We start from the raw sequence: 20,467 nt of genomic DNA on the forward strand, positions 1-20,467 counted from the left end.
TTATTTAATATTTAAAGATGAGTTTTATTAAAATAAGATTATTCATTATCAGTTTGCTTAGTTCAACTGTAATTCTATTTTCTTCCTGTTCTGGATTGAAAAATAGCAATGTAAAAACTAAGGCTTCAAATGATATTTTAGTTTTACTAGTTGGGGGAGGATCTTCTCATGATTTTGATAAATGGTATAAGCAAGTTGATGTCCAAACGTTGATGAATGCTTCAAATATAAAAATGGATTACGTTGATGATGTAAGTCAAATTCTACACTATTTACCCAACATAGATGTTTTGTTTTTGACCAATAATCAACCCATAAGTGATGCAGCTACTCGAGAAGCCATTTTAAGTTTTGTAGACTCAGGGAAAGGGCTTGTATTGGGCCATGCTGCACTTTGGTATAATTGGGAAGATTGGCCTGAATACAACAAGCTTTTGGTAAGTGGTGGTTCTAGAGGGCATGATGCCTATGGTGGTTTCGATGTGAAGGTTTTAGAAAAGAATCATCCCGTAACAGAAGGTGTACCTGAAAGTTTTCATTTAAAAGATGAACTATATTATTTTAAAGAGGATTCAGCAGGTCCAGGAATAGAGGTTTTAGCAACGGCCAATCGAGCAGGCTCGACAGAAGTTTTCCCTTCTGTGTTTGTTGTTAAAAACCCAAATGCACGTATTGTTGGGATTGCACTCGGGCATGATGCTGAATCACATGAGTTAAAAGCATATCAGTCTTTATTAATCAATGCTATTAAGTGGGTGGCGCGTAAGTAGCACTTCGTTTATTACTAAATTTATTTAAAAACAACATTAATTATGAATCAGAAAAAAATTTCAGTTGTCATTGTAGGTATGGGTTTTGGTAAAGAATTTATTTCCATTTATCAATCTCACCCTCATATTAAAACTGTAGGAATATGTACACGAAATGAAAAAACGTTGAACGAGCTGAAGGCCCAATTTAACTTGGATAATGATTTATGCTTTACAAATTTTGAGGATGTTTTAAAACGAGACGATGTTGATGCCATTCATATTGTAACCCCTGTTCCAGAACATGCTAAAATGACTCTAGCTTCTTTAAGATCAAATAAGCATACTGCTTGTACCATTCCGATGGCAATGACAGTAGAAGATTGTAAAGAAATTGTAGATGCCAAAAGGAAAGCAAATAAGGTATATATGATGATGGAAACCGCTTTGTATACCCGGGAGTTCTTATATGGATTGAAGTTGGCAGAAACCGGAAAGTTAGGTAGAATTCAATTTGTTAGAGGTTCGCATATTCAAGACATGAGTATGGAAGGATGGGCCGAATATTGGAAAGGCTTTCCACCAATGTTAAATGGAACTCATGCAATTTCACCTTTATTAAAAATTAATAATACAAAAGCTGAATCAGTAGTGTGTCATGGGTCTGGTAAATTATCGGACGATTTAGCCTCTCGTTATGGTTCACCTTTCGCTGTTGAAACAGCTACGTTTAAATTGAAAGACTCCGATGTTGTAGCAGAAGCGACTCGTTCTCTTTTTGATGTTGTTCGTCAATACCGAGAGAGTTATGACGTTTATGGTGATAAAATGTCCTTTGAATGGGAGCAATTAGAAGACGAGAATCATGTGATTTTTGATGGTGGAGAAAATGCTGAGCGTATCAGTGTTCCTGATACAGATGAATTATTGATTAATGAAATTGCCCACTTTACGAAGCGTGAGAAGATAAGCGATCAAAACCATGTTTCTTTTTTACAAGGAGCTGGACATGGTGGGTCACATCCTCATTTAGTTCAAGAATTTATAGCTGCAATTATTGAAGGAAGAGATTCTGCGGTAGATGCAGAACTTGCGGCCAATTATACATGTGCTGGTATTTGTGCGCATGAGTCTGCCATGAAAGGTGGAGAAAGAATAAGTATTCCTGACTTTGAATTATAATATGAAGTTTGGTGTAAGTACGTTTGTTTGGGTATCTCCATTTAGCACTGAATACTTTGACCTTCTTTACAAGGTAAAAACGATGGGCTTTGATATTATTGAAGTAGCCGTTGAAGATAAAGATATCATTGACTGGAAAAAATTAAAGACAATCGCTAAGAAATTAGAACTGGAGATTACTGTAAGCGGAGCTTTCGGTGCAAGTCGGGATATTTCGAGCGAAGATCAGAGTGTTAGGGCAGAGGGGCTTCAATACATCATTGATTGTATTGAAATTGCTAATTACTTAGAGAGTCCGGTTTTTGGTGGTCCCGTTTATTCGGCTGTCGGTAAATCTAGGTTAATAAGTTCAGAGGAAAAGTTAATCGAAAGAAATTGGTGTATTGAGAACCTTATTAAAGCGACAAAAGTAGCGGAAGAAAAGGGTGTTGTTATTGGCTTTGAACCATTAAATCGATTTGAAAGCGATATGGTAAATACAGCAGATCAAGCCTTGTCTTTTATAGAAGAAGTGAATAGCCCTTTTCTGAAAATTCAACTGGATACCTTTCATAACAATATTGAAGAAAAGGATATACCAAGTACAATTCGTAACATTGGAAAGAACCTATGTCATGTTCAAGGGAATGAAAGTGATCGAGGGACCCCTGGAACAGGAAACTTAGACTGGATAGGTATAAAGGATGCATTAAACGACATTAATTATACCGGTGCAGTTGTAATTGAAACCTTTGGATCTCCGTCAAAAGAATTAGCCAGAGCTGCCAGTATTTGGCGACCATTAGCCAACAGTGCGGACGAATTAGCATCTGAAGGACTAGCTTTTTATAAAAAGCTTTTTTCTTAATAGATACCAAAAGAAATGCCCCCAAAAAGTTTCTGACTTTTTGGGGGCATTTCTTTTGTGTTGTTTTTAATATTAACTAGAACTCTAGCTTCTTTAAGGGGGAAAAGATCATATCTTCCACACCCTGAATTTTAAGTCCAACTCTCGCATAAACATAGTTCTGACTTGGGGTTAAAGTTGGGATATCAACACTTAATTCAAGATTTGATAGTCCTGAAAGTTCGTCTCCAGATAATGAAGATTGTGCGATATTAGAATTAGAGTTTCCACTTACAAATTGGGTTTTATTGATGTATAAGTAAACTCGTTCCACATTTTTTCCTTCAGCACCAGTTATCACTTTCTCCAAATCAAAAACAGCAGAAACATTTTCTCCATTTGTCGATAAAGTTGTGTTTTTTATCAAATAAAATGGGATGACTTCTATATCCCAGGATTTGTTGCCATTTAATTCAATTAAAAGTGAATCTGCATTGCCGTTTGCGTTCATATTCCATTTAAAAGGTCCTTGTCCCATAGGGATAACAAACTTATAGGTTCCGTTGAATAATGTTGTTGAATACTCCCCCTCTTGATTGAAGGAGCTTTTTATTGGTGCGTACTTTCCGAAGCCAGATTGCCATAATTCAAATGAGACTTGATCTTGCTCTAGATAGATCTTTTCTCCTTGATAGACCAAGCGGCCGTTGAACATTATTTCTGGAGCTTTGAAGTTGTCCTTTTCACAAGCTGTAAAACCGGTGATAATTAAAAGAACAACCAATATATTTTTAATTTTAGTTTTCATGCTTTGCTGTTTTATTGATTAGGATTTTTTACAATTTTTGGATTATTTGAGAGAATTGTATTGTTGATCTCAGAATAATAGTTTCCTAATTGGAAGCGGTCGGCTCCAGTTACACGATCAGGAAGAACAACTTTGTATATCCATTTTCCATCGTTTGGCGTTCCTGGGGCATAGATTTTATATGGCCAAATACCATAGGGTTGTGTGCTAATTTTAGTAGAACTGCCAATATTTTTTACGATTTCGGTTTTGCTAATATTAGCACCATTAAACACTTCGTGGGCAATCCTCCAACGTTTCAAATCGAAATAATAGTGACCTTCAAAAGCCAGTTCTGCTCTACGTTCATGTACAATTCTGTCAAATGTTATTTGAGATGAATTTAATGGTGTTGTTAATCCTGCTCTTGCACGTACTTCATTCATATAAGTAGCTGCGGTATTTGCATCACCTAATTCAAAAGCTGCTTCTGCTGCATTTAGTAAAACTTCAGCATAGCGATAGCGTAAAAACGGAACTTCACTTTGCACTCCCCGTTGGCCCGAACCTGCTGCGGGATCCAGGTATTTCCGGATATAGAATCCTGTTTGAGCAGTAAACTCATATCCATTGATAGGACCATCCAAGCCTACAACTTGTTCTGGAAGAGACTTTCCTGGAAGTGTCTTTTGCTGACCACGATCGTCGCCAGTGATGATACTTCCATCAGCCAATTGATAACCTGCCCAAATATCAACAGTACGGCCTTTAAAAGTAGTTCCTGGCAATATAATGGTACCAGCTAATCGAGCATCTCTACCTGCGAATATATCGGTTTGGTTATCATAATATACATATTCTCCTGTTGAGGTGTTTGTCTCAAAGGGAGCGAATGTATTATCTAGTTTTTCGAAAGATTGAGCTAAATTCAGTGAAGGGTTAATTCGGCCACCTTCTTCTTCTTCCGCACCATATCGAGGTTGGTTTGAAATGGTAAATCCATGTACTTTGCCACTCTGCAATTTATAATCTTCAATAAAGATCGATTCATTATTCCCATTTTTATCATAAAAAAGGCTAGCGAAGTTTTCAGACAAATTATCAGGTTTTTTTAGATAGAGAGCATAGCTTCCAACTGAGCCACTAATAATTTCCTGTGCAGATTTTAAAGCAATTGCATAATATTCATTTGATAAAGCTGCATCAATCCCTACTTCACCACCACTCAAGCTTACTTGTGGAGTTTTATATCCATATTTTGCAATAGATGCAGCATACAATGCAGCCCTAGATTGCATGGCAAGAGCAGCAGCAGCAGTTGCTCTCGATTTTGTGTTCACATCTTTTGGAAGCAAGGGTTTTATTTCTTCCGCCTCCTTAATGATAAAGTCATAAATGGCACTCTCTTTTTCCCGTGGATTCTGTAAGTAAGTTGCATCACCACTAAAATCATACGTTAGAGGTTCGAGGATAAGAGGAACACCACCCATACGTTTCACTAATTCGAAATAATAAGATGCTCTGATGAAGCGTGCTTCAGCTTGCATTCTTTTCATTAACTCAGCATCTAAAGTTGTGTTTTTTGCTGCTTTGTCTATAAATAAGTTTAGTTCACGAATATATCCATAATCCCAAATCGCCCAGTTCCCGTATCCCCAGCCGCTGTTTTGGAAATCACCATAACGACCTGCTTCAGACCAAAATGCTTCGTTAAAGTCACTCATGGACGACCAGTTTTCAGGAGTAGCAAAGTCTACATAACGATTGTATAGATCAGCCAAAAGAGACAATACTTGTTTCTCATCGCCAAAGACCTGCTCTTCGGTTAATACTTGTTTGGGTTTTCTATCTAAAAACTCAGAGTCTTTCTTACATGCCCAGTTTAAACTCAGCATTAAGAGTATACATATATAAATTCTTTTCATCTTGTTATCGCTTATAGATTATAAAGTAAGGTTGATACCCACATTATAAAATTTGTTTTGTGGATATTGAAGGCCGTTGTCATCATTGATTTCCGGATCTACACCGAATTTTTTTAGATTGTCAAATGAGAACAGGTTATATCCATTAATATAGAATCGAGCCTTTTTTATTTTTATTTTTTCCAATAATGACTGAGGTAATGAATATCCTAATTCAATGGTACGGGCTCGTAAGTAGGTCACGTTATGCAGCCAATAGGTAGAGTTCTTATTGTAATTACTATGCCCACCATTGTTAAATCTAAAGGCAGGGTATTCACCAGCTACCCATGGACTGTTTAGGTCAAAGATATCTTCTCGATGCCATCTGTCTGTTAATCGTTTATTTAATGCTCCTTCATTCTGATAAGGAAGCCTTTGCTCCCAGTTTTGATTCCAGGAATACATCGATCCACCTGAGAAATCCATATTGAAATCAAAACCTTTCATGGATAAATAAATATTTAAGCCAAAGTTTACCGAAGGTTGAACACCTGCTCCATAACCGATTGGTCTTTCATCATAACCATTTATCTTTCCATCATTATTGACGTCTTTGTAAATTAAATCACCCGGAAGGAGTGTTCGATTACCTTCCCCATCAATATTTACTGTGTAATTGTTTATCTCTTCCTGAGTTTTGAATTGACCTATGGTTTCATAGCCCCAGAAGATGTTATTATACCTGCCCTCGCCAGAGTTTCTATATTGATCCCATGAGTTTTCAAAAAGTGGTTTATAAGAAGAAATGAATTTTCCTCTTGCATAAGATACATTCCCGCCAATACTAAATACTAAATCTCCAGCAGTTCCATTATAAGCTAATGCAGCTTCTCCTCCTTGGTGGGCATCGCTGTTAACGTTTTCGTCCGGTAAAGAATATCCAAGTTCGCTCGGTACAACAATGTCATATTTTCTGCCTCTTAGACCTGTACGTAACCGGTAGAAATAATCAGCACTACCTGTTAGTTTATTGTTGAATAATGAGAAATCAACTCCAATATCGGTGATTTTACTTTTGAACCAAGAAATATTAGTTATTGGATTTCCTTTGTCACGTGTACCAACAACCGGTACGCCATCGATGATCGTTATACTGGTATTATAGTTATAACCTATTAGATAATCGTATGGCCCAATGCCAATATCGTCATCTCCAAGTATTCCATAAGAAGCTCTTAACTTAATATCATTTACGACAGAATTTGTTCCTAATAGCGATTTAATAAATGACTCTTCAGTAATTCTCCAACCGATAGATGCTGAAGGGAAATAACCCACTCGTTTATCTGGTGCGAATTTCCAAGAGGCATCTCTTCTTGCCGAAACTTCCAGGTAGTACCGTCTTGCATAATTGTAGTTCAGCCTTCCGATATAGCCAATGCGTGCTTCTTCATTATCATTATCATTATATGTATCAAGAGTGCTAAAATAGATAAGCGGAAGAACATTTGTTTCTGGGACAGCATGTACCCATTGTTCCTGATCAAAGCGCTCTTGACGGTCAAATGCCAACACGCCTCCAATAGTGTGTTTGCCAAAAGTGTTGTCATAATTTAACCTGGCTTGATAGTTATTGCTGATTATTTTACGAGTTCTTCGTTCCCTCCAAGGATTTGTACTCCCTCCAGTTACAGAATAGGTGTCATCTTGTGGATTATAGGTGTAGGCTTCATAAGTATATTCATGTCCATTCATTACGTTATCAGCAATGTAATAAGAGTACATCCCATTTAGAGCTAATCCTTCTATTCCAGGGATCTTGTAGTCCAGTGTGAAGTTACTTTGCAAAACTCTCCACTTGTCATTTGAATACCCCCCAAGTTTCTTATTGTTATATGCCCAATTTGTTTCATTATGCTTAATATCATTAAGATAGGCTGGATTATCATTCGCATAGGGACGCTCCATGGGTCTATTTCTCATAATGGCGAAACGAGGTAACCAGTAGTCATCTCCTCCAGGTATACCTGGGTTATCTCTTTCTTCTATTCTTCCATTAATTTGAACACCCACCTTTAAGTTATCAGTGATTTGGGCATCCACATTACTTTGAATATTACTACGGTCAAAAGTGAATTCTCTGCCTAATACAGAATTTTGATGGAGACGCGTTGCCGATAAATAATAGTTTATTTTATCTGACCCTCCAGTTGCATTTACATTTAAACTATTAAGAGGTGAATTATCTTGGATGATAAAATCTTTCCAGTTGAAAGATTGGTACCCCATCTCTGTTCCTAACTTATATTTATCCAATTCAGATTGAGTAATATTAGTAGATCCAAACTGATTCATTTCTGCTTCTGCTTTTCCACTCATCCATTGATAGGAGTCATTTACTACTTCGGGAAACCTTGCCCAATTTTGCCAACCCATATATGAGTCAACACTTATTTGGTTGGCTGTGCCTCTACGGCCTCTTTTAGTAGTAACCACAACAACACCATTGGCTGCTTTGACACCATATATTGCCGCCGAAGCATCCTTTAAGATAGTTATACTTTCAATATCATTTGGAGAAAGGTTATTAAATTGGCCTCCATCTTGTTGAATTCCATCAATGACATATAATGGGTTTCCCATATTCCTGATTTGAATATTGGCACTTGCACCAGGTCTTCCATCAGGCATTTTAAAAGAAACTCCAGGTAGTTTACCTGCAAGACTGGAACTTACAGTTGAGCCTCCATGTACTCTTTCCAAATCCTTGCTAGTTACTGTTGATACTGCGCCTGTTAGGGACTCTCGTTTTTGTGATCCAAATCCCGTTACCACAACCTCGTTAAGTTGCTGGTCATCGGTCTCTAAAACTACCGAGATTTCAGAAGGAATTTTAACGGCTACTTCTTTTGCCATAAAACCAATATTGGAGAAGACTAATGTTGCAGATCCCGCGGGGAGATTCAAGGAAAAAACTCCATCTTCGTTGGTTTGAGTGACTTGACTTCCGTTTTTTAAACCAACAGTTACTCCAGGTAAGAGCTTTCCTTCTGTAGAAAGGACCTTTCCTTTGACTGCCATATCTTGGGCCAGAGTATGGTTGGTATAAAGTATACACACACTTATTGTGAGTATATACATTAGTTTTTTGAAGGTTCGACAAAGGCCACCGCCTTTATCTCCTTCTTCAACATTTTTTTCGTAATAATTTCTCATAGATCATAATTAAATAGTGAAATGGTTAATTTTAATGAACTCAAAGAAGATTAAATACATTCTATTAAATTGATCATTCTTTATTCAAAATGTCTCATTCAAGAAAAAGGGGCTATTTCAAGTGTCTGGTGGAGTATCTTTTTATTAGTTTAGATAAAATTTTAATACTTAGTGTATGCTGAAGACGATTACCTCATTCATGTTTTTATGTTTATCGATAAACTACGTTTATGCTCAGCCTTATTATTTCCGAAATTATCAAGTTGAGGACGGATTGACCTATAACTCAGTTATTTCATCCTTGCAGGATAGTCGTGGATTTCTTTGGTTCGGCACAAAAGATGGACTGAATCGCTTTGATGGATATTCTTTTAAAAATTTCCAATATAACCCAACAGTGAAGGATGGTATTGGTAGTAATTATATCTTTTCGCTTGATGAAGATCGCTTTCAAAATATTTGGGTAGCAACCTCTAGTGGATTGTATCGATATGATCCAATCGATGAAACATTTACACTATTAGAAGAAACTAGGGGAGAAACCGTAACAGTGGTAAAGGTTGATAATAAAGGTGAAATCTGGTATATTTTAAATCAAACGCTGTTCTGTTACAATGCAAAAATTAAGACAATTCGAAATTATCAAGATGAGATGAGTTTTGTTACCTCTGTAGCTATAACTGAGGATGATGGTATGTGGGTAGCGAGTGGCGAAGGATACATAGCAAAATACATTCCTTCCTCAGACTCTTTTGTGCGTTATGATGTCTATAAGCATTCTGCACCGACCTTAATGAGGTGGATACCTGTGATAAAATCGGGGGGTAAAAATATTATTCTTGTAGGAACCCAAAGGCAGGGACTAAAAGTTTTTCATACAGAAGATTTTTCCTACAAAGATGTTCTTTCTTTAAATCCAGATAAGACACCTATCTATATTCGAGACATTATGCATTATCAAAAGGATGAGTATTGGTTGGCTACCGAGTCTGGTATATTTATATATGATCTAAAAAAAGGTTTAAAGCAGCAATTGAGGAAAGATCGAAATGATCCTTTTTCCTTGACTGACAATGCAGTTTACACCCTTACAAGAGATAAAGAGGGAGGTATATGGGCAGGCACATATTTCGGAGGTGTAAATTATTTTGCCAAAGAGAATTCATTTTTTCAAAAAATATTTTCAAGAGAGGCAGGTAATATTTTGAAAAACAATGCGGTGCGAGAATTAAGTGTTGATCAATATGGTTCAATGTGGATCGGGACAGAAGATGCAGGGTTAGTGAAATATGAACCAAAATCAGATAAATTCACCTCATTTGCATCAGACGGAAGAAAAGGGAGTATCTCCCATAATAATATTCATGGTTTGCTAGCAATTAAAGATGAATTGTGGATCGGTACATATGAGCAAGGACTGGATGTTATGAATATAAAAACAGGCAAGGTTGTCCGGAATTATAGAGCAGGGAATAGTACTCTAGAAAGTAATTTTATCGAATCGCTCTGTTTAACAAAGAACAAAACACTCTATGTTGGATCTTCTGGAGGATTGTATTGGTATCAAAAAAAGCAAGATGATTTTATCAAGATTGAAGGAATTCCAAATGTTCACCTACACAGCATTGTTGAAGATAAAGAGGGAATATTATGGTTAGCTGCTTCAAATAACGGTGTGTATTTTTATAATCCTAAAAATGGGTTTGTTGGAGATTTAAAACACGATGGGTCAAATCCTAATAGTTTACTAAGCAATTACATCAACGACTTAACACTAGATAGCGAGGGGAACTTGTGGATCACTTCCGAAAATGGTTTGAGTAAATATGATATTAAAAATAAAAAATTTACACATTTATCATCTTTAAATAATTTTCCGAGCAATGTTTTTTATAAAGTGTTAGAGGATGAGAATAAGGGATTATGGATCAGTACTGCTAAGGGACTGATTTTTATGGATCCATCGCTCGATCATTGGAGGCTTTTTACCAAAAATAATGGTTTGTTAAATGATCAGTTTAACTATAAATCGGGTTATAAAGCGGTAGATGGAAGTCTTTATTTTGGAAGCGTAAAAGGACTTATTCGATTTAATCCAATCCATAATACTTCTATCAATCATACGCCAGCGGTTTATTTTACAGGCTTCCAGGTTTCAAACCGTGAGTTGGGAATTAATGTGCCAGGATCACCTTTAAAAAAGTCAATCTTATTAACCAATTCTATTGTTTTAGGGCCCAAGCAATCTACCTTTAGTATTGACTTTGCAGCTTTAAGTTACGTTTCTCCTAAAATGACAAAATATGCTTATCGCATGAAAGGAATTGAAAATGATTGGGTTTATCTAGAAACAAACCGTAAAGTATATTTTACAAATATTTCGCCGGGAGATTATTTGTTTGAAGTGAAAGCGGCCACTAATTCAGAATGGGGAGATGAAGTGAGCACATTGAAAATTACAGTGAAGCCTCCATTTATGGCGAGTAACTTAGCTTTTGGTATATATTTCATCATCTTAGTTTCAGGAGCTTATCTGATTCATAGGTTTAATTTAAAACGATTACATGAACGAAATAAACGAAAGTTTGCCTTATTTGAGACTAAAAAGGAAAGTGAAATATACCGAGCCAAATTGCAATTCTTTACCAATATCACTCATGAAATAAGGACTCCTCTAACCTTGATTAAAGGACCACTAGAAGCCGTAATAAAAGATCTAGATTACAATAGTACCCTTAATCCTAGTCTGATGATTATGCGAAAGAACACAGATCGTTTGATTCATTTAACAGATCAGTTGCTTAATTTCAGAAAAGCTGAAGCCGATAATATTACCTTGAGTTTTGTTAAGACAGATGTTTGCGAATTAGTTAATGAAGTTTATAATAGATTTATTCATCTCGCAGAAAGTAAACAATGCGTATTTGAAATAAGTTTTCCTGAAAACGGATTAGTTGCTGATCTTGATGACGAAGCCGTTCGGAAAATCATTAGCAATTTGTTTAGCAATGCGATTAAATATTCGAATGGTACTATTATGGTTGATTTAGAGATTGATCACGAAGAGAATTTTTTCACTTTCAAAGTGAAGACTGATGGAAAACTTATCCCTTTGTCGTTTGGTAATAAGATCTTCGAGCCATTTTTTAGACTCGATGAGTCGGGGAGTCAATCTGGAACAGGAATTGGACTTGCTTTAGCACGGTCATTAGCAGAGTTACATGGAGGTAAATTGCAGCTTTTAGCTCCGGAGGATAATATGAATGTCTTTGCTTTAGAATTACCTATTCATCAAAACAATGGATATCAATTGTTTGATGAGATTTTGCAACCACAGGCTGAAAAGAAACTTCTCTCGGCTTCCGAAGACGAGGACCGAAAAATACCTGATACTTTAGAGTTAAAATTAGACAGCTCTCAAAATAATCAACATGGAAATCATTTGTCAGTTTTAATTGTTGAAGATAATGTGGAGATTATTGAGTTTGTTTCAAATATCTTAGCAGATCAGTATCATGTTATCAAAGCTAAAAATGGAGAGGAAGCCATTTCAGTGCTCAAAACAGATATGGTAAATTTAATTATAAGTGATATTATGATGCCTATTATGGATGGGTATGATCTATGTAAACATTTGAAAAACGATCTTGACTATAGCCATATTCCGATTATCCTTTTATCTGCAAAGGGCTCTATGGAATCAAAGGTTGACGGGCTTGGAGCAGGGGCAGATTCATATATTGAAAAACCATTTTCACCTCAATATTTATTAGCTCAAATAGATAGTTTATTGACTAATCGAGAAAAAATACGAAAGTATTTTGCTAATTCTCCATTAGTTCATATTAAAACGATGGCTTATTCGGTCGCCGATTATACATTTCTAGAAAATTTAAATGAGGTCATCAATAAGAATATTAATAATACCAATTTAGATGTTGAGCAATTAGCTTGGTTAATGAACATGAGCCGACCGACTTTATATCGAAAGATTAAAGCAATCTGTGAATTGTCGCCTTTAGAATTGATTACCCTAACCCGTCTAAAGAAAGCTGCAGAGCTTTTGGCTGAAAGTGATTATGCAATCAAGAAAATTGCCCTGTCTGTAGGTTTTAGTTCTCAAACTCAATTTACTAGAAATTTTATGAAACAGTTCGATATAAGCCCGTCAAAATACCGTATGAGTAAATGTGAAGTAAAAATAGATGAGTAAATTTAAACAAAATCAAAAAGCCGTTTTTCTATTTAGGAAAACGGCTTTTTAATTTGTGTGTGACCCCGGAGAGGATCGAACTCTCGACCCACTGATTAAGAGTCAGTTGCTCTACCAGCTGAGCTACGAAGTCTAACGAGGTGCAATATTAAGCATAAAATGCGAAATGAAAAGATATTTTACCGATTTTTTTCTAGTCTTTTTTGGCAAATATTACAATTAGAAAATAGAAATATAGGATGTTATTCTATTGAGAAATCTGCATTAACAACAGCAGTTATTTCCTTTCTGATTGAAGAAACATCATTTATCCCCATATCAGAAACCATATTGGAGTTTTCGGGAGTAATCTGAATAACACCCATTCTTGCACGTCTCAATGTGCCTAGTTTACGACCGGTAGCATCTGCAATTCTTTCTCCTCTGGTCATAGCATCTTTTGCTGCTTCTGCTTGTATTTCTATTTTTATATCTCCTAATTTGGTGTAATAATATTCAGGTTGATTTACCGTAAAGCTTACACCTTGCTCAACCAACGAACTAATCTCTAAAGACACATCCTTGATTTTATTGACATCTGTTGAGGAAACGCCGATCATTTGTGAAGTGGTATAAGAAGATATTCCTATTTGTCGGCCGTTCTGGTCGTATTGATAATTAGCATAGCTGTTAATAGTCTGAAACTCTATGCTATCTTCTTTAAAACCTTTGTCCTTTAAATAAGATATAACGATAGGTTTTTGAGTTTGCAGCTTTTGATAAGCATCTTTAGGAGATGCAGCTTCAACGCTTAGCATCCCGCGAAGTATTCCTAGGTCAGATACGATTACTTTTTTAGCAGAACCCGTTGTATTGATACTTTGATCTTCACTTTTTATATTCTTTACAGTAATAGCAAGAATAACTGTAGCAACAATTGCTGCAATTGATATAATAAGGGCCGGAATTATAAAATGATTTCGAGTCATATCCTTAAACGTTGAATCTGAAGTGCATAATATCGCCATCTTCAACGATATACGTTTTACCTTCAACACTTAGTTTTCCAGCTTCTTTACAAGCATTTTCTGATCCTAAAGCAACGAAGTCCTTATATTTTATAACTTCTGCACGGATAAAGCCCTTCTCAAAGTCGGTGTGGATAACCCCAGCTGCTTGAGGTGCAGTAAAACCTTGAGTAATGGTCCAGGCTCTAACCTCTTGTACACCCGCTGTAAAGTAAGTAGAAAGGTTTAATAGTTTATAGGCTGCCTGAATTAACTTGGTTACTCCTGATTCTGACAGACCCATATCTTCTAAGAATACTTGTCTCTCTTCGTAACTTTCGAGTTCAGCAATTTCAGATTCTATCTTAGCAGAAATGATTAACACTTCTGCATTCTCGTCTTTTACAGCTTCTTTAACCAGGTCAACATATTTGTTGCCTTCAACTACTGATGCTTCATCAACATTACAAACATATAGAACAGGTTTTTGAGTTAATAAACCCAAGTCACTGATGTATTCAAAATCTTCTTCTGAAAGGGGAGCTATACGAACAGATTTTCCGCTTTCAAGCGTGGTTTTTATTACTGATAAGATTTCATACGTTTTTTTCGCATCTTTATCGCCACCGGTTTTAGCCATCTTTTCAACCTTCTGGATACGTTTAACTACAGTATCCAAATCTTTTAGTTGAAGCTCGGTGTCAATAATTTCTTTATCGCGAATTGGATCTACAGAACCATCAACGTGGATAACGTTGCCATCATCAAAACAACGCAAAACGTGTATGATAGCATTCGTAGTACGAATATTACCAAGGAACTGATTCCCTAAACCTTCTCCTTTACTGGCTCCTTTAACCAATCCAGCTATATCAACAATCTCAATGGTATTAGGAACAATGCGTTGGGGTTTAACCAGCTCACTTAGTTTATTTAACCTACTATCGGGTACAGTAATTACGCCGACATTGGGTTCGATTGTGCAAAAAGGAAAGTTAGCTGCTTGTGCTTTTGCATTAGATAAACAATTAAACAAAGTTGATTTTCCAACATTTGGTAATCCGACAATTCCGCATTGTAATGCCATTGGTATTTTAGTTTAGATGATAGGATTTAACCTACTGTAAATTGTCGCAAAGATAAAAATTTTAACCTTTTAATGGTATTAATTTGTCATATCATATTTTTCATCCTACTTTTATACATAAAACAAAAAAATCAATATACAAATAAATATGGCTACGATAGACCCTCAAATACAACAAAGAGCTCAGTTATGGTTAAATGCACCATACGATATTGAGACCATCGAAGCTGTTCAGGCGATGATCGATAAAAACGAGGTTAGTGAACTAACCGATTCTTTTTATAAAGATTTGGAATTTGGAACAGGTGGCTTGCGTGGAACCATGGGAGTAGGCACTAATCGGATTAACAAATATACCTTAGGTAAGGCAACACAAGGTTTTAGCAATTACCTGAAGGGACTTTATCCGTCAGAAGAAATCCGGGTAGTTGTTTCATACGATAGTCGTAATAACTCTCGCGAATTTGCTAAAATTGTAGCGGATGTGTTTTCGGGAAATGGACTGATAGTTTATTTCTTTGATGAGCTAAGACCAACTCCGGAATTATCCTTTGCTATCCGTGAATTAAACTGCCATGGTGGTGTTATGCTAACGGCTTCTCATAATCCCAAAGAATACAATGGCTATAAGGCTTATGGAAGAGATGGTGGACAGCTTGTTGCTCCGCATGATAATAATGTAATAGAAGAGGTTAATAAAATTGCTGATTTAAGTAAGATAAAATTCGAAGCAAAAGAAGAGAATATTAAACACTTAGGTCTTGAAATGGATGATACTTATATTCAAGGACTAAAAGCTCTTTCACTGAATCCATCGATTGTTGAAGCGCAAAAAGATCTTAAGATTGTGTATTCTTCCATCCATGGAACTGGAATTACTGTAGTGCCAAAGACGCTGGAAGCTTGGGGCTTTCGCAATGTGCATTTAGTTGAAGAACAGGCTAAGCCCGATGGGAATTTTCCTACAGTAGTATATCCCAATCCAGAAGAGCAAGACGCTATGATGCTTGCAACCAATAAAGGAAAAGAGCTGGATGCAGATGTTGTGATGGCAACAGATCCGGATGCAGATCGAGTTGGAGTAGCTGTTAAGGATACGGATGGTGTTTTTCAACTACTAAATGGTAATCAGATCTTTAGCTTATTGGCTGAATATGTACTTGGTTCTTATCAAGAAAGCGGTCAGTCTTTTAACAATCGTTATATCGTTAAAACCATTGTAACCAGTAACCTGATATTGGAAATCGCTAAAAAATACGGCGTACGCTGTTATGATGTATTAACGGGTTTCAAATTTATTGGTGAGCTAATGACTTTAAAACTTGGCGAGGAGGAGTTTATTCTTGGTGGGGAGGAAAGCTATGGTTTTCTAATCGGAGATTTGGTGCGTGATAAGGATGCGGTCGTTTCTTGTGCTTTTATTGCAGAAATGACTGCCTATTTCAAAAGTAAGGGTAAAACTCTTTTTGAAGCTTTATTGGATATCTATTCACAATACGGTTATTTTAAAGAGAAGCAAGTATCACTTACTAAAAAAGGAAAGGCCGGTGCTGAAGAAATTAAAGAAATGATGGATCAGTTTAGAGCTACACCACCAAAATACCTGGGAGGTATAGAGATTGTGAGTATCAAAGATTATAAAACATCCCGTTCTTTAACAGTTTCTACACAACAAGAAGAAGTTATTGATCTTCCAAAATCAGATGTATTGCAGTTCATAACATCCGAAGGTGATGTAATATCAATCAGACCTTCTGGTACAGAACCTAAGATAAAATTCTACTGTAATGTTAAACTAGCCAAAGGCTCAAATATTGACTATCAGGAATCGCAAAGGATTTTAGATGAAAAAGTTGACTTAATTATGAAGGACCTTATATAACTATGCCGTTATCCTTTGTTAAAAACGCATCCGTTTTTGTACATTTGTCATAAACGAATATGGGTATGGATGCTGAAAGCAAAATCAAATTTTTACTGGAGAACGAACGTTTAGATTCAGGTTTAAAGGCCATTGCTGCTAAAGTGCTTGAAGGGGAACGAATTAGTTTTGACGAAGGCGTTCTGCTATTTGAAAGAGGAGAATTGGGGTATTTAGGTGTTTTAGCTAATTATATTCGAGAGAAAAGACATGGTGATTATACCTATTTTAATAGGAACTTTCATATAGAACCTACCAATGTCTGCGTTTACGATTGTAAATTCTGTTCTTATTCCCGCCTTATAAAGAATAGAGACGATGGTTGGGAAATGGATGTAGACGCCATGATGGATATCGTACGTAAGTACGATAATGAAGCTGTTACCGAAGTTCACATTACCGGAGGAGTCGTACCAAAACAAGATCTTGATTTTTATGCTTCATTCTTCCGTAGATCGAAAGCTCATCGCCCCGAACTGCATATCAAGGCGTTAACTCCTGTGGAATATTATTATATTTTCAAGAAGGCAAAGCTAAGCCATTATGAAGGTATGAAATATATGAAAGAAGCAGGACTGGATTCTATGCCGGGAGGAGGAGCAGAGATATTCCATCCGGAAATAAGAGAGCAAATTGCAGCAGATAAATGTAATGCAGAGCAATGGCTTGATATTCATGAACAAGCACACAAATTAGGTATGCGCAGCAACGCAACCATGCTATACGGACATATCGAAAAGTATCATCATCGGATTGACCATATGGAAAGGTTACGTCAGTTACAAGATAAAACCGGAGGCTTTCAAGCATTTATTCCATTGAAGTTCAGAAATAAAGACAATCAAATGTCTCATGTACCTGAAGTTTCTGTTATTGAAGATCTTCGTAACTATGCAATCAGTCGTATTTACCTTGATAATTTTGACCATATTAAGTCGTATTGGGCTATGATTGGTCGAGATACCGCACAACTTTCTTTAAGTTTTGGTGTAGATGACATCGATGGAACAATTGATGATACAACTAAAATTTATTCTATGGCAGGCTCGGAAGAACAAGCCCCTAAAATGAGTACTCAGCAACTCGTTGAGCTGATACGGCACGTAGGTCGGCATCCCATTGAACGCAGTACTTTATACGATGTGATTACAGATTATAAAGATGTGGTATTTGAAGATGAGAACGAAAAGAAAGCACGTTATTATCCGCTTCCTGTAATTGGAGAGAAAGCATAGACTTCTGAGAGCTTTAAAGCAAAATAGTAAAATTTGAAAAGATCACTGTATATTATAAGACACGGGCAAACCGACCTAAACAAAATGGGTATCGTACAAGGCCGTGGTGTTAATTCTCCGCTCAATGACCATGGAATATTACAAGCGAAAGCTTTTTATGAAAGCTATCGGCATATTCCTTTTGATCATGTAATTACCTCAACCTTATTAAGAACTCATCAAACCGTGGAAGCTTTTATTCAAGATGGTATCCCTTGGGTTCAACATGCTGGTTTAGATGAGATTAGTTGGGGAATCTACGAAGGAAAACATCAAGATGAAGAAATTGCAGCAGGATTTAACAAGTTAGTAGAGAGTTGGATTGGTGGAGATTTAGATGTCTGTGTAGATGAGGGAGAGACTCCTAATCAGATGAAAATACGCCAGCAAACAGCTATTAAAGATATTCTGGAAATTACGGAAGGGGATAAAAATGTTTTGATCTGTATGCATGGCCGCGCAATGCGAATGCTGCTTTGCTTACTTACCAACCAATCGTATTCGCTTATGGATACCTTTCCGCATACCAATACAGCCTTGTATAAAGTGGATTATAATGAGGGTGATTTTGATATTGATATATTCTACAATATAGATCACCTGGAAAATTTAGAAGAGTAAAATGAATAAAATAAAAATATCTGCCGTATCTTATATCAATACAAGTCCATTTATGTACGGTATTAACCGGAGTGAGGAGCTGTTGGCAAATAGTGATATCAGCTTAGATATTCCGTCTGTCTGTGCAGAAAAATTAATAGAAAATAAAGTTGATATCGGATTAGTGCCTGTTGCTGCTTTATTGGATATTCCTGACTATAAAATCATATCAGATTATTGCATTGGTTCTGTTGGAGCAGTTACTTCTGTTTTTATCTTTAGTAAAAAGCCCATTGAAGAAATTCAAACACTGCGTTTAGATTCACATTCACGCACATCCAATAATCTTGCCCGTGTCTTATTAAAAAACTATTGGAAGAAATCAATTACATTAAGTACAGATGAGGATGCAGATGCCTATGTTTTAATAGGTGACCGTACTTTTGGAAAAGTAGGTTCAGAGCCTTACGCCTATGATCTAGGAGAAGCATGGATGGATTTTACTGGCTTGCCATTCGCCTATGCTGTATGGGCAGCTAATAAGGCCATACCAGAATCTTTTCTTCAGGTCTTTAACACAGCATTAAAATACGGACTAGATCACCGTGATAAATTGTTCGATGAATTACCTGAGATTGAGAATTTCGATTTGAGAGAATATTTAATGAAGTCGATCGACTTCGACTTAACCTTGGAGAAAAGAAATGCTATTCAACTATTTCACCACTACATTAATGAATTAAATCTAGTGGTGAAATAATAATATTATTACCACGCACTTTCTTGATCTAGAAAATCAACATCTTCTTTGCTTAAGTCTAAGCTCGCCGCTTTTAATAATTCAAATAGTTGATCCTTATTAGTAGCACTTGCTATGGGGGCAGTAATTCCAGGTTTATGCAATAGCCATGCAATGGCAATTCTGGCCTGTGTGGCATTGTATTTTAAGGCAAGGGTATCCAGTGCACTTAAGATATTAAAGCCACGTTCTCCTAAGTATTTCTTTACTCCCGGACCGCGTTTACTTAAGTTCAGATCATTTTCACTGCGGTATTTGCCACTTAAAAATCCGCTTGCTAAGGCATAATAGTTAAGAACACCTAAATCATATTTTTCTACAAGAGAAGCATACTCGGTTTCGAACTTTTCGCGGTCGTATAAATTATAAAGGGGTTGTATCGATACGTAAGAAGCCCAATTATTTTCTTCACTTACCTTTAATGAATTTTCAATACGTTCTGCACTGAGGTTGGAAGCTCCAACAAATCTCACTTTGCCTTCTTTAACCAATTGATTAAAGGCCTCCATTGTTTCTTCTACCGGAGTTACTAAGTCGTCGTAATGAGATTGGTATAGGTCAATATAGTCTGTTTGGAGACGCCTAAGAGATTTCTCGACAGCTTCTCTCATGTATTTCGCACTTAGGTCTTTTTTACCTTGACCCATATCGCCACCAAATTTAGTAGCCAGAATAATGCGATCACGCTTATTTCCTTGCTTTAGCCAGTTGCCAATTATGATTTCCGATTCACCACCTTCGTTTCCGGGAACCCATGTGGAATACGTATCAGCCGTATCAACCAGGTTAAAACCATTGTCTACAAATTCGTCCAAAATGTAAAAGGACTCCTTTTCATTGAGAGTCCATCCGAAAACATTTGCCCCGAAAGCAATGGGTGCAACAGATAAAGTAGATTTTCCTATCGTTCTATTTTTCAT

14 protein-coding genes and 1 tRNA gene are annotated in these 20,467 nt (G+C 36.5%); 8 read left to right on the forward strand and 7 right to left on the reverse strand.

Going from position 1 to position 20,467, the window contains the following annotated elements:
* Window positions 1-17 precede the first annotated feature (17 nt).
* From VL047_RS03355 to VL047_RS03365, 3 genes are read left to right on the forward strand one after another with little or no spacing between them, the layout of a single operon-like run.
* A complete protein-coding gene (locus tag VL047_RS03355; RefSeq protein WP_325358507.1) occupies window positions 18-770 on the forward strand; it encodes a ThuA domain-containing protein in 753 nt (250 codons plus the stop codon).
* A 42-nt stretch (window positions 771-812) separates the two neighbouring features.
* Entirely contained in the window at window positions 813-1,931 is a 1,119-nt protein-coding gene (locus VL047_RS03360) for a Gfo/Idh/MocA family oxidoreductase (protein WP_325358509.1), read from the forward strand.
* A 1-nt stretch (window position 1,932) separates the two neighbouring features.
* Window positions 1,933-2,778 (forward strand): sugar phosphate isomerase/epimerase family protein, encoded by an 846-nt coding sequence (locus tag VL047_RS03365; RefSeq protein ID WP_325358511.1) that lies wholly within the window; start codon window positions 1,933-1,935, stop codon window positions 2,776-2,778.
* A 76-nt stretch (window positions 2,779-2,854) separates the two neighbouring features.
* On the opposite strand, the gene VL047_RS03370 is transcribed toward VL047_RS03365, so the two are convergent.
* Genes VL047_RS03370 through VL047_RS03380 form a run of 3 tightly spaced genes read right to left on the reverse strand, consistent with a single transcriptional unit; the run spans window position 2,855 to window position 8,667 of the window.
* Entirely contained in the window at window positions 2,855-3,565 is a 711-nt protein-coding gene (locus VL047_RS03370; RefSeq protein WP_325358513.1) for a DUF3823 domain-containing protein, read from the reverse strand.
* An 11-nt stretch (window positions 3,566-3,576) separates the two neighbouring features.
* A complete protein-coding gene (locus VL047_RS03375; protein WP_325358515.1) occupies window positions 3,577-5,469 on the reverse strand; it encodes a RagB/SusD family nutrient uptake outer membrane protein in 1,893 nt (630 codons plus the stop codon).
* A gap of 18 nt (window positions 5,470-5,487) precedes the next feature.
* Window positions 5,488-8,667 carry a TonB-dependent receptor gene (locus VL047_RS03380; protein ID WP_325358517.1) on the reverse strand — a complete coding sequence of 1,060 codons (3,180 nt, stop codon included), beginning with the start codon at window positions 8,665-8,667 and terminating at the stop codon, window positions 5,488-5,490.
* Between the two features lie 175 nt (window positions 8,668-8,842).
* On the opposite strand from VL047_RS03380, the gene VL047_RS03385 reads away from it, so the two are divergent.
* Window positions 8,843-12,880 (forward strand): hybrid sensor histidine kinase/response regulator transcription factor, encoded by a 4,038-nt coding sequence (locus VL047_RS03385; protein WP_325358519.1) that lies wholly within the window; start codon window positions 8,843-8,845, stop codon window positions 12,878-12,880.
* Between the two features lie 60 nt (window positions 12,881-12,940).
* On the opposite strand, the gene VL047_RS03390 is transcribed toward VL047_RS03385, so the two are convergent.
* The 3 genes from VL047_RS03390 to ychF form a co-directional block, all read right to left on the reverse strand.
* Window positions 12,941-13,013, reverse strand: a tRNA-Lys gene (locus VL047_RS03390).
* A gap of 109 nt (window positions 13,014-13,122) precedes the next feature.
* Window positions 13,123-13,848, reverse strand: a complete 726-nt coding sequence (locus VL047_RS03395) for an SIMPL domain-containing protein (protein WP_325358521.1) — start codon at window positions 13,846-13,848, stop codon at window positions 13,123-13,125.
* Between the two features lie 4 nt (window positions 13,849-13,852).
* Entirely contained in the window at window positions 13,853-14,953 is a 1,101-nt protein-coding gene (gene ychF, locus VL047_RS03400) for a redox-regulated ATPase YchF (RefSeq protein WP_325358523.1), read from the reverse strand.
* 148 nt (window positions 14,954-15,101) lie between these two features.
* Between ychF and VL047_RS03405 the strand changes: the two genes are divergently transcribed.
* The 4 genes from VL047_RS03405 (at window position 15,102) to VL047_RS03420 (ending at window position 19,508) form a co-directional block, all read left to right on the forward strand.
* Window positions 15,102-16,835 (forward strand): phospho-sugar mutase, encoded by a 1,734-nt coding sequence (locus tag VL047_RS03405; RefSeq protein WP_325358525.1) that lies wholly within the window; start codon window positions 15,102-15,104, stop codon window positions 16,833-16,835.
* 65 nt (window positions 16,836-16,900) lie between these two features.
* The gene (gene mqnE / locus VL047_RS03410; protein ID WP_325358527.1) at window positions 16,901-18,109 is read left to right on the forward strand and encodes an aminofutalosine synthase MqnE; all 1,209 of its coding nucleotides are present in this window, start codon (window positions 16,901-16,903) and stop codon (window positions 18,107-18,109) included.
* Between the two features lie 33 nt (window positions 18,110-18,142).
* Window positions 18,143-18,769 carry a histidine phosphatase family protein gene (locus VL047_RS03415; RefSeq protein ID WP_325358529.1) on the forward strand — a complete coding sequence of 209 codons (627 nt, stop codon included), beginning with the start codon at window positions 18,143-18,145 and terminating at the stop codon, window positions 18,767-18,769.
* A gap of 1 nt (window position 18,770) precedes the next feature.
* Window positions 18,771-19,508 carry a menaquinone biosynthesis protein gene (locus tag VL047_RS03420; protein WP_325358531.1) on the forward strand — a complete coding sequence of 246 codons (738 nt, stop codon included), beginning with the start codon at window positions 18,771-18,773 and terminating at the stop codon, window positions 19,506-19,508.
* 8 nt (window positions 19,509-19,516) lie between these two features.
* Here VL047_RS03420 and VL047_RS03425 read toward each other — a convergent pair whose 3' ends face one another.
* Complete coding sequence (locus VL047_RS03425) at window positions 19,517-20,467, reverse strand: aldo/keto reductase (protein WP_325358533.1); 951 nt, start codon at window positions 20,465-20,467, stop codon at window positions 19,517-19,519.

Origin of the sequence: Albibacterium sp. (assembly GCF_035514885.1) — a bacterium.
Classification (GTDB): domain Bacteria; phylum Bacteroidota; class Bacteroidia; order Sphingobacteriales; family Sphingobacteriaceae; genus Albibacterium.

Bases quoted from the DNA above. Each gene is read 5' to 3' on its own strand.
- VL047_RS03355 (WP_325358507.1), top strand. From the start codon at position 18: ATGAGTTTTATTAAAATAAGATTATTCATTATCAGTTTGCTTAGTTCA.
- VL047_RS03360 (WP_325358509.1), top strand. From the start codon at position 813: ATGAATCAGAAAAAAATTTCAGTTGTCATTGTAGGTATGGGTTTTGGT.
- VL047_RS03365 (WP_325358511.1), top strand. From the start codon at position 1,933: ATGAAGTTTGGTGTAAGTACGTTTGTTTGGGTATCTCCATTTAGCACT.
- VL047_RS03370 (WP_325358513.1), bottom strand. From the start codon at position 3,565: ATGAAAACTAAAATTAAAAATATATTGGTTGTTCTTTTAATTATCACC.
- VL047_RS03375 (WP_325358515.1), bottom strand. From the start codon at position 5,469: ATGAAAAGAATTTATATATGTATACTCTTAATGCTGAGTTTAAACTGG.
- VL047_RS03380 (WP_325358517.1), bottom strand. From the start codon at position 8,667: ATGAGAAATTATTACGAAAAAAATGTTGAAGAAGGAGATAAAGGCGGT.
- VL047_RS03385 (WP_325358519.1), top strand. From the start codon at position 8,843: ATGCTGAAGACGATTACCTCATTCATGTTTTTATGTTTATCGATAAAC.
- VL047_RS03395 (WP_325358521.1), bottom strand. From the start codon at position 13,848: ATGACTCGAAATCATTTTATAATTCCGGCCCTTATTATATCAATTGCA.
- ychF (WP_325358523.1), bottom strand. From the start codon at position 14,953: ATGGCATTACAATGCGGAATTGTCGGATTACCAAATGTTGGAAAATCA.
- VL047_RS03405 (WP_325358525.1), top strand. From the start codon at position 15,102: ATGGCTACGATAGACCCTCAAATACAACAAAGAGCTCAGTTATGGTTA.
- mqnE (WP_325358527.1), top strand. From the start codon at position 16,901: ATGGATGCTGAAAGCAAAATCAAATTTTTACTGGAGAACGAACGTTTA.
- VL047_RS03420 (WP_325358531.1), top strand. From the start codon at position 18,771: ATGAATAAAATAAAAATATCTGCCGTATCTTATATCAATACAAGTCCA.
- VL047_RS03425 (WP_325358533.1), bottom strand. From the start codon at position 20,467: ATGAAAAATAGAACGATAGGAAAATCTACTTTATCTGTTGCACCCATT.